General features: G+C 58.5%; 10 protein-coding genes. 3 read left to right on the forward strand and 7 right to left on the reverse strand.

What is annotated here, in order from left to right:
- Nucleotides 1–238: 238 nt before the first annotated feature.
- A complete protein-coding gene (locus XH88_RS08865; RefSeq protein WP_271615058.1) occupies nucleotides 239–949 on the forward strand; it encodes a YopT-type cysteine protease domain-containing protein in 711 nt (236 codons plus the stop codon).
- A gap of 1,476 nt (nucleotides 950–2,425) precedes the next feature.
- Here XH88_RS08865 and groL read toward each other — a convergent pair.
- The 3 genes from groL to XH88_RS08880 all read right to left on the reverse strand — a co-directional run bounded on the left by groL (nucleotide 2,426) and on the right by XH88_RS08880 (nucleotide 5,339).
- Complete coding sequence (groL, locus tag XH88_RS08870; protein WP_271615020.1) at nucleotides 2,426–4,066, reverse strand: chaperonin GroEL; 1,641 nt, start codon at nucleotides 4,064–4,066, stop codon at nucleotides 2,426–2,428.
- An 83-nt stretch (nucleotides 4,067–4,149) separates the two neighbouring features.
- Nucleotides 4,150–4,464 (reverse strand): co-chaperone GroES, encoded by a 315-nt coding sequence (gene groES, locus XH88_RS08875; protein WP_271615021.1) that lies wholly within the window; start codon nucleotides 4,462–4,464, stop codon nucleotides 4,150–4,152.
- A 563-nt stretch (nucleotides 4,465–5,027) separates the two neighbouring features.
- Entirely contained in the window at nucleotides 5,028–5,339 is a 312-nt protein-coding gene (locus XH88_RS08880; RefSeq protein WP_271615022.1) for a hypothetical protein, read from the reverse strand.
- A gap of 223 nt (nucleotides 5,340–5,562) precedes the next feature.
- Between XH88_RS08880 and XH88_RS08885 the strand changes: the two genes are divergently transcribed.
- The gene (locus tag XH88_RS08885; RefSeq protein WP_271615059.1) at nucleotides 5,563–6,210 is read left to right on the forward strand and encodes an FkbM family methyltransferase; all 648 of its coding nucleotides are present in this window, start codon (nucleotides 5,563–5,565) and stop codon (nucleotides 6,208–6,210) included.
- A gap of 1,020 nt (nucleotides 6,211–7,230) precedes the next feature.
- Here the strand turns inward: XH88_RS08885 and XH88_RS08890 are convergent.
- The 3 genes from XH88_RS08890 to XH88_RS08900 form a co-directional block, all read right to left on the reverse strand.
- A complete protein-coding gene (locus tag XH88_RS08890) occupies nucleotides 7,231–8,397 on the reverse strand; it encodes a flavin-dependent monooxygenase (RefSeq protein ID WP_271615023.1) in 1,167 nt (388 codons plus the stop codon).
- Nucleotides 8,398–10,342: 1,945 nt separating this feature from the next.
- A complete protein-coding gene (locus XH88_RS08895) occupies nucleotides 10,343–11,086 on the reverse strand; it encodes a carbonic anhydrase (RefSeq protein WP_271615024.1) in 744 nt (247 codons plus the stop codon).
- A gap of 8 nt (nucleotides 11,087–11,094) precedes the next feature.
- Nucleotides 11,095–11,793 carry a thermonuclease family protein gene (locus XH88_RS08900; protein ID WP_271615025.1) on the reverse strand — a complete coding sequence of 233 codons (699 nt, stop codon included), beginning with the start codon at nucleotides 11,791–11,793 and terminating at the stop codon, nucleotides 11,095–11,097.
- Between the two features lie 554 nt (nucleotides 11,794–12,347).
- On the opposite strand from XH88_RS08900, the gene XH88_RS08905 reads away from it, so the two are divergent.
- Nucleotides 12,348–12,497: a hypothetical protein gene (locus XH88_RS08905; protein ID WP_271615026.1), complete on the forward strand. Its 150-nt coding sequence runs from the start codon at nucleotides 12,348–12,350 to the stop codon at nucleotides 12,495–12,497.
- 764 nt (nucleotides 12,498–13,261) lie between these two features.
- Here XH88_RS08905 and XH88_RS08910 read toward each other — a convergent pair.
- Nucleotides 13,262–13,984, reverse strand: coding sequence for a nodulate formation efficiency C protein (locus XH88_RS08910; RefSeq protein ID WP_271615027.1), 723 nt, complete (start codon nucleotides 13,982–13,984; stop codon nucleotides 13,262–13,264).
- Nucleotides 13,985–14,782 lie beyond the last annotated feature (798 nt).

Below are 14,782 nucleotides of genomic sequence, written 5' to 3' on the forward strand. Positions count from 1 at the left end.
TCAGCTCTTCGTCAGTTTGCCGCGATATCAGCCGCAGGAAAGCGGCGCGCTCCCTCTGAGGGGGCGAGTACGCCGAAGAAGCAGGTGAACCAGCATGTATAACCGAGTCGATGGCGAATACACACGCCCTGGCCAAGCTGATGAATTGAGTAGGCCCGCAGACAGTATCGAATTTGCGCAAACACTCACCGAAGTCGCGCGGCGGGAGAGCCTGCCGTCAGACGAATCGGTTGAACGAATGGGGCTCTGCTTCAGCAAGCCACATACCTCAGATGCAATCGAGTCTAGTCCAAGCACCTCGCGCCACAGCACATCCTCTCTGTCCTCCAGCTCGGAGGTATCCTCAGCCGCTAGTTCTGTCCGTGATCTGTTCGATTACAGGACTGCTGAATTGTCCGAAGCCAATGTCAGCGGAATTTGTGTTGGATTGGTAGCGGAGTGGCTCCTTAGTCTCCCAAGCAGCCCTTCATCCCGAAGCAGCTCTTCATCTCGAATGAGGGCTCTGCTCCCGGGCACTGAAAATCACAGCTCAGCGGCAAGGCGGCAGGGGCAGTATGAACAGGTCGCGACTTTATTGAAAGAGGATGGGGCGGAAGGGTCTCACAACCGCCAGGCAAAAAGCACGATGTTGCGCGACGCCGGCCTAGAACCGTCTGGTGAACAGACGGGATATAGGTTTGGTACATCTTCGCGCATTGACAAGATCGTGAAGGAGGTCACCCAGGATGCGTCCCGCTATTGGGTCCGCTTGAATTTCGTCGGGGGTGGCGGCCACTCGATCGCGACGGCGACGTCTAATGGAACGACGACCCTCTTTGATCCTAACTATGGGGAATTTGCTGTTGCGCCAGATCGGGTCGGAGGGTTGTTCAAGAGTCTGGCGGAGCGCTACAGCAGCCCCCCGAACAACCTTGATATAGCGACTGTCGTCACACAAAAGATCACGTGAGGGCTTCCGAGGTTGCAACGGGCTTGCCTGATGCCCGCGCGGAACCTCATCTGTCGATGCGGGACAGCCGCATCGCCAACCATGGTGCACCCGCCGCGGTTCTGCCGATGTTCAGTCGGTGCTCTAGACGGAAGCTCTCGACGTAGTGCGGAGAGGGGTGAATGTTCAGCGACATAGGTTGGCCGATCACTCAAGTTCGGGAGCCCGCCGTCGCTCCTCAAAGCCTCAATCGCCTGCGCTTGCACTCGGGCGGGATCGGCGGCCGTTTGGCAAACCTGTTTCGTTACCCTGCGCGCAATCGCGCGCTCAGGGATAAGGTCGGGACCAGGCATCCACAGTCGGCACAAAGCTCTACTTCGTCTGCATCGGAATCGTCGTCGGCAGATCTATAGTGGGTTCGTCAACCAAACAGCTGCTGCTGGCACATCCGCATGCCTTCGCACCGGCGCACAAACCCAGTCCTTGCTCGCCAGGAGCTCCGCAACAATCCGCGTCTTCTCCTCGTCGCTGCACTTGACTCCTGGCTTCGGTGAAGGCCCCGCCCGCGATCTGACTCAGTGATCTTACAGCACTGTGTCGTTCCAAGCGTCTCAATCAAATTGTATGCCGAGCTGGGCTACAAAGCCATTTTAGGATTAACTTGCTGATAATCGGAATGACATCCTGAAGCTACGACTAGAGCTCTCTCGGCGGCAGCGAGCGCAAGCGAGCTATTCAGCTGACTTGGAAGACCGTCGCCTGTGGGGATCTGATCCCAGTCTCACGGAAGCAGCGCGGGCGCGACTCGGCGCTGGCCGGGCTGGATGGACCAGACGTTATCTCTGCCACGCCCGCACTACTGGTTGAAGTTAGCAGAAACGTGACTCGGCGCCGAAATCCCCACGCATACTCGGGGCTAGCGCTGTCCCTACCACGCGCCGCTAACTTCAAGATCATTGTACACCGACAAGCTGTCCAAAAGCTGACGGACCAGACGCAATGCATCAGGCGTAGCGGCCTGCGCGGGTCGATGCCCTCCTGCCTTGAACCCTGCTGTCCGCCTAGCGAACGACTAGCTTAAGGGTATAGTCGAGCTAAGCACAAGCCCATCGCTTCAATGAAACTGGCATAGTGCCATGTGCCGGCGAGAAGGTGGCCGATGCTTAAAACATAACTAGCCCAGCGATATTTGACCGCGCGGCTCCGCTGTATCAGCTACGGCGGAAAATGATTGTCTCTGCGACTTCGGGCGAGGCGCGTCCATACGATCAGCATCGACAACGAATCCACCAGCACGTCCGATGGGCGATCTTCCACTCTCGCTCAATGGCCGAAGGAATGGTCACAAGAAAATTGCGTCCGAGTCTAGCCGCGGCGCACATGGATAGGCCGATGGGCCCAATCCTTGCGACTGGCAGGGCTACAGGCCGCTTGATGCAGAAAAAACCCTGACAGTATTGCCAGGGTTTCACATGTCATCGAGAACTTGAGAAGGGATCAGAAGTCCATACCCCCCATACCGGGGGCCGCCGGAATTGCTGGACCAGCCGTCGCCTTCTTCGGCAGCTCGGCAACCATCGCTTCCGTCGTGATCAGCAACCCGGCTACCGAGGAGGCGTTCTGGACCGCGATGCGCACGACCTTGGCCGGGTCGATGATGCCTTTGGAGAGAAGGTTGCTGTACTCGCCCGTCTGCGCATCAAAGCCAAAAGAGTACTGCTCGTTATCGAGGACCTTGCCGACCACTATCGAGCCGTCTTCGCCGGCGTTGATCGCGATCTGGCGGGCCGGCCAAGACAGCGCCTTGCGAACGATCTCGACCCCGGTCTTCTGGTCGTCGTTATTGGTAGGCAGGCCCTTGAGCTGCTCGGAGGCACGGAGCAGGGCGACGCCGCCGCCGGGGACGATGCCTTCCTCGACCGCCGCGCGGGTCGCATGCATCGCGTCATCAACGCGATCCTTGCGCTCCTTCACCTCGACCTCCGTCGCGCCGCCGACGCGGATCACCGCGACGCCGCCCGCGAGCTTGGCGAGACGCTCCTGGAGCTTCTCACGGTCGTAGTCCGAGGTGGTCTCCTCGATCTGCGCCTTGATCTGGGCCACGCGCGCCTCGATGTCGGCCTTCTTGCCGGCGCCGTTGACGAACGTGGTGTTATCCTTGTCGATCGTAACCTTCTTGGCGCGACCGAGCATGTTGAGCGTGACGTTCTCGAGCTTGATGCCGAGATCTTCCGAGATCGCCTGGCCGCCTGTCAGGATCGCGATGTCCTGCAGCATGGCCTTGCGGCGATCGCCGAAGCCCGGAGCCTTGACGGCCGCGACCTTCAGGCCGCCGCGAAGGCGGTTCACGACCAGGCTCGCGAGCGCTTCACCCTCGACGTCCTCGGCGACGATGACCAGCGGCTTGCCGGTCTGCACCACGGCCTCCAGCAGCGGCAGCAGCTCATTCAGCGAGGAGAGCTTCTTCTCGTTGATGAGGATGTAGGCGTCGTCCATCTCAACGCGCATCTTGTCGGCGTTGGTGACGAAGTAGGGCGAGATGTAGCCGCGGTCGAACTGCATGCCCTCGACGACGTTGAGTTCGGTCTCGAGCGACTTGGCTTCCTCGACCGTGATGACACCATCGTTACCGACCTGCTTCACCGCGTCGGCGAGAAACTTGCCGATCTCGGCATCGCCATTGGCCGAAATTGTGCCGACCTGGGCGATCTCCTCATTCGAGGTGACCTTCTTTGAGTTCTTCTGCAGGTCAGCAACGACGGCCTCGACCGCGAGGTCGATACCGCGCTTGAGGTCCATCGGGTTCATGCCGGCGGCAACCGACTTGGCGCCTTCACGCACGATCGCGGCGGCCAGGACGGTCGCGGTGGTGGTGCCGTCGCCGGCTGCATCCGCGGCCTTCGAAGCCACTTCCCGCACCATCTGGGCACCCATGTTCTCGAACTTGTCGTCGAGCTCAATCTCCTTGGCGACGGTGACGCCGTCCTTAGTAATCCGAGGCGCGCCGAACGACTTGTCTAGCACGACGTTGCGGCCCTTCGGGCCGAGCGTGACCTGCACGGCATTGGCGAGAATGTCGACGCCTCGCAGCATGCGGTCTCGCGCGTCCACTCCGAACTTGACTTCTTTGGCTGACATAGAAAATTCCCTCAGTTCCTATTAGTTCATCCTTTAGCGCGCCCGGTGGGCTCTCCTCAGGAGGTTCTGCTGCGAGCCCTGTGTCAGGCGGCTTTCTTCTTCGAGAACACCTCGGTGAGAACGCCCATAATGTCGCTCTCCTTCATGATTAACAGGTCTTGCCCATCGATCTTGACTTCGGTGCCGGACCACTTGCCAAACAGCACTCGGTCACCGACTTCGATGTCGATCGGAATCTGCTTGCCGCTATCATCGCGGCCGCCCGGGCCAACTGCAATGACCTCGCCCTGCGATGGCTTTTCCTTCGCTGTGTCCGGAATGATGATGCCGCCTGCGGTCTTCTCTTCGGCGTCGATGCGCTTAACCACGACGCGGTCGTGAAGCGGTCGGAATTTCATAGAGGTCTCCTGATTGAACAAGTTGGCGTTAGGCACAATGTGACCAGCAGCCTGTAGCAAGAGTCAGGCCAGAAATGCGCTGAGCGATCTATCCTTCCAGTTCTGCTGAAGCATTGACCGGACTGCGTGTGTGTTTGTCCGGAAGCAAACGTGCTGAGGTGCACGGCCGCCCGACTGTCGTGAAATTGACATTGCGTTTCTTCGAAACACCTGCATCAGTCCTTGGGATACTTCAACATTGCTCGGTTGGCGTTGCACCTATCGAAACGCCGCCGGTCGAAGACGGTGTCGGGATTGCACATGATGACCTGACGGCACGATCTAGCAGCTGGGGCCGGCGCAGCGTGCAGTCCACGAGTATTATCGAAGAGCGGCTCGTCAAATCTGTCGTAGTCGTGTATGCGAAGAAGTTTGCAACGATCTCGAAAAATCGAGAGCTGTTTCTTGTAAGACGCGGCATGCTCCTAGCCAGGTCACCATCGTAACGAATGATGGGCGTCCAGCCGCGGCGCGGCGCTCAAAGCCTATTGAATTGAGCCTGGTTATCCTAGCGCCACGGCATTTTATGAAATTTGAACATGCCGCGAAAGCAGGATCGCGCCTAGCAACGCGTGGGCCGGTGCTTTCACCGACTTCGTTTCCTCACCGACGATTCCGAGGAAGGGATCGCCGGGAGCTACCGTCAGCCAATCTGAGAAGGTGGCCGTCAGTCGGCAGAGCACATTTTCGCACCACTCGTCATCGAGCGAAGTGGCTGTTGCTCTGCACGAGGGGCACTCTGATCGGCACGCGCCAGAAAACATATCCGACAGGTGACGCTCGGACGAAGGCGTTCTTTCGGCAATTCGAAAAAATAGGACGACGATCTGGCTCACCGAGGCCGCATTTTTCCGACGATAAGTTCGAGAATTGCATCGCGAGCTGTTCGACAGGCCCTCCGTTTGATGTCGATGGCATCCAAACAGCTGTCGTGGATCAAGGGATGCTGGCGCAAATATGAGCTTTATACCTTGATATACGTTGTGCAGCGGCTTCTGACGTGTGATCGGCTTCGAAGTCGAAAATCATCCGATCTCCGCGCACCATGGAAGAGCAGCTGTGTCATCCGTAGAAGTACATCAGCACATCGTCTCACTTCTTCAGAAGCCGAATCCGGTCATCCTGGATATTGGCTGCAATGATGGGACAGATACGAAAAAGTTTCTCGAGCTGTGCCCGCAACCCAGGCTCTACTGCTTTGAGCCGGACCCCCGAGCGATCGCGCGCTTCAAGAGGAAGCTCGGTCCATCCCTCGATAAGGTGAAGCTGCTTGAAATCGCCATCAGTGATCGAAACGGGACGATCGACTTCCATCCGAGCAATGCAGATGGGGATGCCAAGGATTGGGACTTATCCGGTTCAATACGCCGGCCAAAGAATCATCTTACCGAGTATGATTGGGTCCGGTTTGATCACCCTGTCTCGGTTGAAACACGGCGGCTGGACGACTGGTGCAGCGAAGCCAACGTGGACGCAGTCGATTTCATCTGGATGGACGTTCAGGGAGCCGAAGCCGACGTTATCGCCGGCGGAATGCGGACCTTGAGCAATACGCGCTTCATCTACACCGAGTATAGTGACCGCGAGCTCTACGAAGGGCAGTTAACCCTCCAAGGCATTCTCAACTTATTGCCATCATTTGAAGTGGCGGCTCACTATCCGCGCGCGGTGGAAGGTGATGTATTGCTCAAGAATACGCGCCTCTAGCAGCTACTCATATCGAGCGTCTCATTAACCGAAGGCTTGACCAGCGGACTCTATGATGGTCGCAGCTGCAGAGCGGTGATCGTCAAGGCGAGCGGCCATCGCCAGCCGGACAGCCAGTGCGCAGGGTTGGCATCGGGCCGGCGTGCACGTCGGCCGCTCCACCGGGGGCGGCCAGCGCCATGGCAGTCCTCGGGTCCACGCGGTCCCGAGCGGCAGGCCGTGGTGCTGCCGCTGCGATCGAACGGGCGATGTAGCAGGGCGGCGCGCGCTCGTGGCGCCGCTATGTCGGTTCCGCTCTAGCGACAGTCGCTACGATCTAATGTTGATCACGCCGAACCTGATCGCGCGACTTCACCGGCGCAGCCCGAGCCGGTCCAGCTTGCCGATATCGCTCGATCGCAACGGCAGAGGGCTGGCTGTATTGGTGGCCGACATGGATCTCTTCAGCTGCAGGATAGCCGGTTGGCCGATGCGCGACCTCATGCGGGCCGCAGCGTCTCTTCCGCGCCGTCGATGCTGATCCGCCAGCAGCGGCCAAGGGCCGAATTGATCCATTAATTCCGATCGGCGGTGTACAGTACGCTTCACATCAATGTCGCACGGCCGTTGCCAGCGCGCTGGCGTGCCGCATCGATGAGCGCAAGGGTGAGTGCTAGGATAGTGCGCAATGCAGAGCGTCTTCCGTACCGTGCGCCCCAAGCGGCAAGTAGGCAGCGGGTGGGAATCGAGCCGCGCGCGCGGTCATTTGCAAAGTGCGTGAGTTGAACCGCGAGTCGTTGCGCAGAAGTTCAGGTGGATCCCGGTCGGCACGTCAATGATCGGGGCAGGCTGTAGAGGCTTATAAAGGCTCGCTATGTTTGGACAACGAACCTGGTGCTCCAGGATAAGAAGTGGAATCGTTTTGAAGGGGGAGAGCCCAAAGCTGTCTTTGTTCACATTGAAATAAGGCGCCAAGTCCTCAGCGGAAGACCACATCATGACGCCGGGCGTGGCGTGTGGCTTGCCCGTGCGTGCCCCACTTCATGGAAAGCCCGGCTGTATTGCAGTGCCGAGCAGAGCGCGGCCAGCGCTCTGAAGCGTTCCCTCGTTTAAAGCTGCGTGCTGGGCAACCACGAAGCTGTCGCACATGGCGCGTGCTAGATTGCTGGTGGTATAGAGCGCCTCAGTTCCAGAAATACCGCTCGCAATCCTGCAGACCTCAGCGCCCTGCCGCGCGGCGTTCGTCGCGGCGAGCCGCATCAGCATCGTGGTGCTCAGATTTACCTCACCCGTGAGCGCTTGCTTCCACAGCTCCTCCGTGGCCTCGTAAAAGAAGGAACGAGCGGAACGTAGCATGGCTTCGGCTTTGGCGATCTCAAGCTGGACATAGCCGCGCTCAGCCATCACAGGCGCTCCAGTGATCGAGGCGCGGCTTCCGGCCATGGCGATCACCTCGTCGATTGCGGAACGTGCAATCCCGATGCCCACAATCGCATGTGCCTGCGCGGCAAAAGCCACGGATGGATAACTATAGATCGGCCCATCAAGTGTCGCCGGACCACCGCGAATCAAGGTCCATTCCTCTGGCACAATGACGTCGCTGACAACAACGTCGTGGCTTCCAGTGCCTTGTAGTCCGATGACGTCCCAATTGGGCCGGATTGTTACCTTCTCGGCCGGAATCACCGCTACGCGCGGGAGGTCTCCGGTCGGATCGCCTTCCACTGTGATACCAACTCCTATCAAATCCGCCCCCGGCGAGCCGCTAGCGAATGGCCACACTCCGTTCACGACAAATCCATCGGTGCATCGTTTGGCGGGCTGGAGCGGGAAAAGCGCGCCCGCCAACACGACGTCCGGCCCATTGGCGTACACTTTTCGAAGCGTGTCGTCCGGAAGAGCAGCGAGGTAGCGAGCTCCATCCCCGAAGCTGGCGACCCAACCGGCCGATCCGTCGGCCTCGGAGATGCGCTCGATCAGGCGACAAAAATCGGCTGGCGTTCGCTCCTCGCCGCCGAATCGCTTGGCCACCATAGCCCGATAGACGCCGACGCGCCTGAAGCCGTCGATGATCTCTTTTGGAATTTTCTGCGCTCGGCCAAACTCATTGCGACGCGCACGGATCTCGACGAGTAGCGGCGACAGATGAGCCCAGGTCGCAGCCGCAGCGCGGGTTTCGGGAGTTATCTTTTCTGGTGGTGCGTTCATAAAACGTCCTCCGTGTCTTGTGCCGATCATTACCACGCGTCATTCATACGCGCGTGACGAAGCCGCGTGATTTGATACCGGCTGGAGAGCATCCCCCGAATGCATGAGATTGCGCACGGTAAGTTCCCGGCTTAAGGGCGCGGAAGCCTGACCGACATATAGCTGTTGCCATTGGCGTTGAGGCTGGCTAGCAAAGCAGCCGATAGGCGGTGGCGACATCGATCCGTCTTTGCCGCACTGGGTCTCCGGCGTTTGATCGGGCGCATGCGGTGTCATGTCTTCTCCACGGACGTGTGTCACACTTAGGACAAGCCGGGTCAGGTTTGGAATTCCCGAGTTGTGCTTGGGACGGCGGCAAGCCTGCGTCTTCTTTTCCATCTTCCCAGCAATCGACGTGCCATTAAGCATGTCTGCCGTCCCGGTCTGACTCGCGCGAGGCCACTCCGGCGTGCCGTGCCAGCGCATGCTCGTGTCTTCATGTCCACTTTCAGGCCCGAATGTCATGAACTCAACAACCAGCAAGCAAAACGACAGAGGCGGACCTCGAGCGCCGACCGGCTTCAATGTTTATGCTAAAATTGGGGCCCGCTCCGGTCTCCCGACGCTACAAAAGTCCAATTTTCTGTTCGTGCGACTGCGGGAGAGCGCTTGGTTAGAAGAGGACCTCCAGACGGCAGGTGTTCAACAACCGCACGGCGCTCGGGAGGTTGTAATTTCGCGATCAAGCCAGGTTCGAGGTGACTGCAAGAGTGCCCCGCACATGCAGCGAAGATGAAGCGCTTCGGACAGGTTTCGGAAGCTTTCGAGAGTCGCCAGCAACACACGAGCTGTCTACGTTCTGTCGTACCGGACGCAAGAAATTGGCGCAGATTCCCTGGCCGACCCTTTTGCGGCCGCTGGCGCCTCTTTCTTCGGCGGTTTTCCAATGCTTCCGATCTTGGCCGAGCTTGCCAAAGTCGCGCAGTAACTATCCCCGCACGACGAGCGTTGCGACAGATCAGGCACCCTACGTTCCGAAGCTAGTGCTCTGTTTCGCACTAGCTAGTGCGCTGTTTCGCATTGAGCAACCTTCCGGTTGAAGAGCCTGATTCCGGAAGCTCTCGGTTGCCAGACCATTTCCTACTGCAGACGCGGTGTGCGACGCTTAACTCATTGTTGCTGGCCCACCGAATTCATCTAGGCGGATGGATCTAGCTCATTTGCCGAGTCCCGCAGGGACTAAGAACCTGAGAGTCGACCTCGTCATGGAGGACGGATAGTAGATTATCCGAGTGGACGGTCGTGCGATCGCGTGGAATGTCAAGCAGAGCGTATGCGAAATCGTGGCGAAAACAGCCATGCCCTCAACGGCACCATCAATGTGGGCCGCATCCTTGGCGGCGAACGAGACGACCTAGCAAATGATTGATGAGCGGCTGACTTTTCGAGGTCGCGGTCTCCTAAATCGCTCAAGAAGGCATGTCCGGCACTGATGCGGATAGCATGTTTCTTTACAGCGCCAGGGCGGCCAGTCGTGCTGGTGGTTCTATGTGATGTTCAGCCCTGGCTGAGCTTGGTAAAGCAGCACCATGGACGGTTTGCCCGATCTGGGCTGAGAAGCTCTCGTAATCGTCGCGTGCTCTGGAGTTCAGAGGCCAATGCTTTTCATTGCGATCTGGTGACGGAACCACCTCTGTTGGGTTGTCAACTCAATCTCGAGGCATGAATGACGTCGGACGCGCTACGGGCGTTTCTTGATGCGGGCCGCGCGTTGCCAACATGAGTGCGTAAAACAGGAGCAGAATTATGAGGCCACGCATACCGAAGGGCTTCCCGAGGCGATGAATGTTGTGGAGCGGATGGTATCCGGCGCATGTGTTGCAGACGATGGACCAACCCAGCAGCGCAGAAGAGAAGTTCTGCAACAGACGGCCGATGATTTGCCGCGGGTGTGAAGGTGCAAGCCTCAGCTCACAATATCGACCTTGCCGGTGGCGATCCGATACAGGCCCCCGACGACCTTCAGTCGGTTCTGTTCGACTGCAGCGTTCAGAATCGGGCCCGTCGATTTAAGTTTGTTGACATTATCGATCACATTTTGCCGGGTTGCGTGAGCGAATGTGTCGCCGGCTTGCTGTAGAGATGCTTTCACTCCAGGAGCAAGTGCGGTGACCAGGGATGAAATGTGCCCCGGCGGCGGCTTATCTTGATGGAGAGACTTGATCGTGGCGTCGATCGCACCGCAATGATCGTGGCCGAGTACAAGGATCAGCGGCGTGTTCAGTACTGCGACCGCATATTCCATACTGGCGAGCGTATCATCATTGGCGAAGTTTCCGGCGACGCGGCAGACAAACAGATCACCTAGTCCGCTGTCGAAGACAAGTTCGGGCGCCACGCGAGAGTCGGCGCAGCTCAGAACCGCCGCATATGGATTTTGGCCCTCAACTAAGACCGGACGCTCGCGCCTGAAATCGTCGGCTCGTGATGCGCCCTGGACAAAACGATCATTCCCCCTCAGCAGCCGCTTTAGGGCAGCATCTGGCGCCAGCAGGTTGTCTGGCTTGGGCGGGCCTTTTGCTTCCTTCGCATCGACAATGCTATTGCCGAACCGCAGGGAAACTGCCAAAGCAGCGAACACCAACAGCGACCGGCGCGAACGCGCTATCTTGGTTAAATGGTGCATGTTTGGAGAATGGGCTGCATGCATGTGTCGCCTCATCGCACGGCCTTACGCCACCCGGTGGCTTCGGCTTCCGCTTCGCTACAGAGCCAGCGTTCGCCGCGCTTCTTCGTCATGTCGATTTGTTCGTAACTGGGTTGCCCTGGCAGGTGATAAATGCGCTCGCCGGTGCGCCCGAGAGTGCCTTTTATCAGGCACTCGGGGGACGGCGGTTCCGATAGCAGATCGGATCCGAGCAGGACTTCCTGAGCGTTGATCGGAATCAATGTCGCGCCGACGATAATCGTGCCCCTATTGCGGCGAGCCCAGTCCCAGGGGGCGATGAACGCCCCCGACCACAGCCCAGCATGGGCTGTGCTCGCCACCAACTCATAGACAGCGTACGTATGGCGAGATGCACCAGCCGATAGTGCCCAGCCCGAGCGTACCATCCAGGCGTTCACATTCTCGCCTTCGATGAAGCAGCTGCCGAGGGCTCGCCTGTACTCGTCGGCTCTTTGGGTATGACAATCCCAGGTTCGCCCATTCGAATGCTTGATGAGCTCGTCGCGAGCAGCTACGCCGCACGGCCATCTCCGGCCCTGGGCGTCGAGGCAAATCTGGTCCGTCTCAGGAGCTTCGATGCCTGAGAGCCGAACGTTGGTGTGCTCGATCTCGATAGTATTGCCGTCGAGGATGCGCGGAACACCGCTGAGTGTCGCGGCGCAGACCGGAGATGTGATGAGAGCGAGCAATGCGCATATGATTCCGCGGTGCTTCATCCCGAGACTAACCTTTCGCTCCTGATCCATGTTCACGCACGATACGGTGCCGATACATTCGACTGCCCGACCGAGTTATATCCGCTATCCGGCTGGCATTTTCGACGTGCTTTATGAGAGCTTCGCGAAGCTACGACCTGACGCTGCGTAAGGGTCAAGAGATTTCTTCCGCAGTGCGTGCGGCGGTATTCGAGCATCGACGGCTCTCTCACTGGGAGCGCCCTGTACCCTCTCGACCTGAGGAGAAGATCCGCATCGGGCCCCGCCGAACTCGCGGTGATGGACAAACCCGAGCGTCGGAATGTTGTCTTTGCAAAATTGCCGACTATGAAGCGTCGGCGCTCGCGGTGCAGTCAGGCGTGGAGGAGCAACCTTGCTGTGGTTGGTGACGACTTCGGATCGGCAAACTGGACGCTGCCGACCGTTCCGACTAGGACAATGAAATTGCGCCCTAAGTCTTGACAGGAAAAAGATGTTCAAGAAGCTTCTGGTCTGAATCGCTCTGACCGGATTCAAAGGAAGACGCAATGGAGTTCAGCCTCAACGCTCGCCGCGCAAATGAACCTTTCTTGTTTGAGAAAACCGCACAAATCCCGTGCCTTCTTACGCCCGAGATGATCGGTTATGGCAATCGCATTGGGGCTTTTGGCTCCTCCGCGCTGCACCATATTCGTTAAGCGCTACGTCTCAAACGGTTTTACAAGGACTGAATTATTTATGACTGAGGCCGCGCGACGGGCGGCCGCTCTTTGGTAGGGACGTTCCCCGCGATCTCAACGTGCTTACCCAGGAGCGCTGGCATTAGCGTGCGTTTGCTCCAGAAATTGTAAAGGCTGCGATATTGAGCCGCGGCTTTGCCGTAGACGCGCCGGAGAAGGGGAGGCGGCCCACGTGTTCGGATAATCGCGAGTACCATCCTGATGCAAATTCAGTGCGAGGCTTCAGTCTACAATACGCGTTGCGCATCACCGCACTCGGGGCGGATAGCTTCGGTGCGGTTGCCGACTCAAGCTGCGCATCATTCTTAAGCACCTCGCTGCACGATTGGAATGACATGGTCGCGGCCGTTCGGGAAGTACCGGTCTCTTCCTGCGCGCTTGAAGTGGATGGCGCTTTCCCATGCGTCGAATCCGGATCTATGCGTGCAGACGAATGAGCGCGAGGAAAGCTAGGGGCCGAGCCAGTCTGGTCCTCGACGTTCTCGCGTACGGGCCCGGAGCTTCCCACCCTGCGCACTCGGAAATGTGCAGGCGCTCAGCGGGCATGCCGGGGTCGCTACCGCTGCCCCGTTCGCGGTAACTTCCTCGTCGCTTTCGTCTCAGAGAAAGGGCAGCCGGACAGTTGCGGAGCCCTAAACAACAGAGCGGTATGTCTTGCAGTAGAGTCCGACGCGCCTGGCCATGGACGGGTGCGGCGCGATGTTGCGCTGCACGACCGTTTACTAAGGCCTTCGCTCTTCTAAGTCTTCCTCTTCCTTTGGCTCGGTGCGTTGGAACCAGGAGCCGGGAGGAAATTTCCCGATACGCTTGGCAAAGGAGGATTGTGGCTCCCAATCATGTCCTTCGGTCTTCTCGAAAGAGATGACCCCATTGTGTGTAAAATAACGTGGTCCTTGGATACTACAGTTCACAACGAGCAGAACGCGCCAAATATCTCCTTTCTCGGTCGGCTTGTCATTCCGCTTCGGTAGGTAGTCCACTCCAACAGGATCGACGATAGTGCAGCGGCCGTGCCGCAGAAGATCGCCGAGCCGGCCTTGCGGCGTAGTCACAAAGTTGAAGTTGGTCGGATCATGCAGAAAGCTAAGATTTGCGCCCCGTTCGCCATGTGCGACTTCAGTGGCGATCAACGAGAGCGCCAGGGCGCGCCAGCCCAACTCCATCGGCTTCGCATACGTTGAGGCGAGTTCAATCGTACCGTCGGGCGCGACTTTCCAGGCGATAACGGACTGTTCGTCTGATTTGTTGTCCCGGTGCCTGGTCCACGAAACGAAAACAAAGTCGTTTTGGCCAAGTTCAACAACGCCCCACATTTGAGGGACGAACTGGGCCACCATCGAAACATTGGAGATGATTTGTTCTATCGTCTCACCATCTTGCGATCGCCAAGTTGACTTGAGTCGTTCGACAAGGGGGCTGTCGTTGGCGCGAATACTGTTGCTCATGGCAGCCGGCCAGGCGAGGCAGATTAGAAATCCGGCCAGGCAAAGCCATGGCGCTGGTCTTCCAGACATTCTCTTCATAAACCTCAGCCTATCACGTTTCATCCAGACATCTTTCAAAGCGGGTAACCTTGAACCTGCTATGAGCGAGCTTAAGAAATGTCCCGAGATGCGAGGGGGCACCCCGCTAGCTCTCCCGCGCCAGCAGGCGCTCCCCTCTATGTCACGCGCCGCTGACTTCCCTCGCCAGCGACAGCGTCAATTGGCTGAGCTGGACATGCCCAGCAGGAGGAGACTGGGCATGCCGAGGGCTTGCATTCTTCGTGCCAGGCAAGAGGCGGAAATTTTCAAGGATTTAGTGTCCCTCTTGTCGACTTTCCGACCTGCGCCCGTTTCGATGTTTTCATTCAGTGTATCCGCCGCAGCTGTCGTATCCCTGTGCCGCACTGGATAGCTAGCGCAAGAGGTGAACGCCTCGATGCCAAGTGCCTGATAACAATCGGCGGTGCGTTTGCCGCCATTTAAAACCGTGCGGTTCGCTATCGCTGTCGTCGGCGTTCGAGCTACAGGATTGCCAGCGACACAAAGCCGAGTTCCGCCTTTGAAGTCCGGCCGGCACGCCAAATCAACCTCTCGCCGCGCATGTTGCTGGATTGCGCCACGTGCCCTGGCCTATTCGATGTAGATCCTTTAGTCCGAGAAAACTGCTGGCCAACGGAGGTGCTGGGCGAGCCTCTGGAAATCGGAAGCCGCATCGCCAGTATTCTGCTCGAAACAGCGGTACTCCCGGCCGGCAGGCTG

Source organism: Bradyrhizobium sp. CCBAU 51627 (assembly GCF_028128765.1).
Taxonomy (GTDB): domain Bacteria; phylum Pseudomonadota; class Alphaproteobacteria; order Rhizobiales; family Xanthobacteraceae; genus Bradyrhizobium.

What these genes read in the sequence shown, in the direction of transcription:
- groES (WP_271615021.1), bottom strand. Translation starts at nt 4,464, where the DNA reads ATGAAATTCCGACCGCTTCACGACCGCGTCGTGGTTAAGCGCATCGAC.
- XH88_RS08865 (WP_271615058.1), top strand. Translation starts at nt 239, where the DNA reads ATGGGGCTCTGCTTCAGCAAGCCACATACCTCAGATGCAATCGAGTCT.
- XH88_RS08910 (WP_271615027.1), bottom strand. Translation starts at nt 13,984, where the DNA reads ATGAGCAACAGTATTCGCGCCAACGACAGCCCCCTTGTCGAACGACTC.
- groL (WP_271615020.1), bottom strand. Translation starts at nt 4,066, where the DNA reads ATGTCAGCCAAAGAAGTCAAGTTCGGAGTGGACGCGCGAGACCGCATG.
- XH88_RS08895 (WP_271615024.1), bottom strand. Translation starts at nt 11,086, where the DNA reads ATGCATGCAGCCCATTCTCCAAACATGCACCATTTAACCAAGATAGCG.
- XH88_RS08890 (WP_271615023.1), bottom strand. Translation starts at nt 8,397, where the DNA reads ATGAACGCACCACCAGAAAAGATAACTCCCGAAACCCGCGCTGCGGCT.
- XH88_RS08905 (WP_271615026.1), top strand. Translation starts at nt 12,348, where the DNA reads ATGGAGTTCAGCCTCAACGCTCGCCGCGCAAATGAACCTTTCTTGTTT.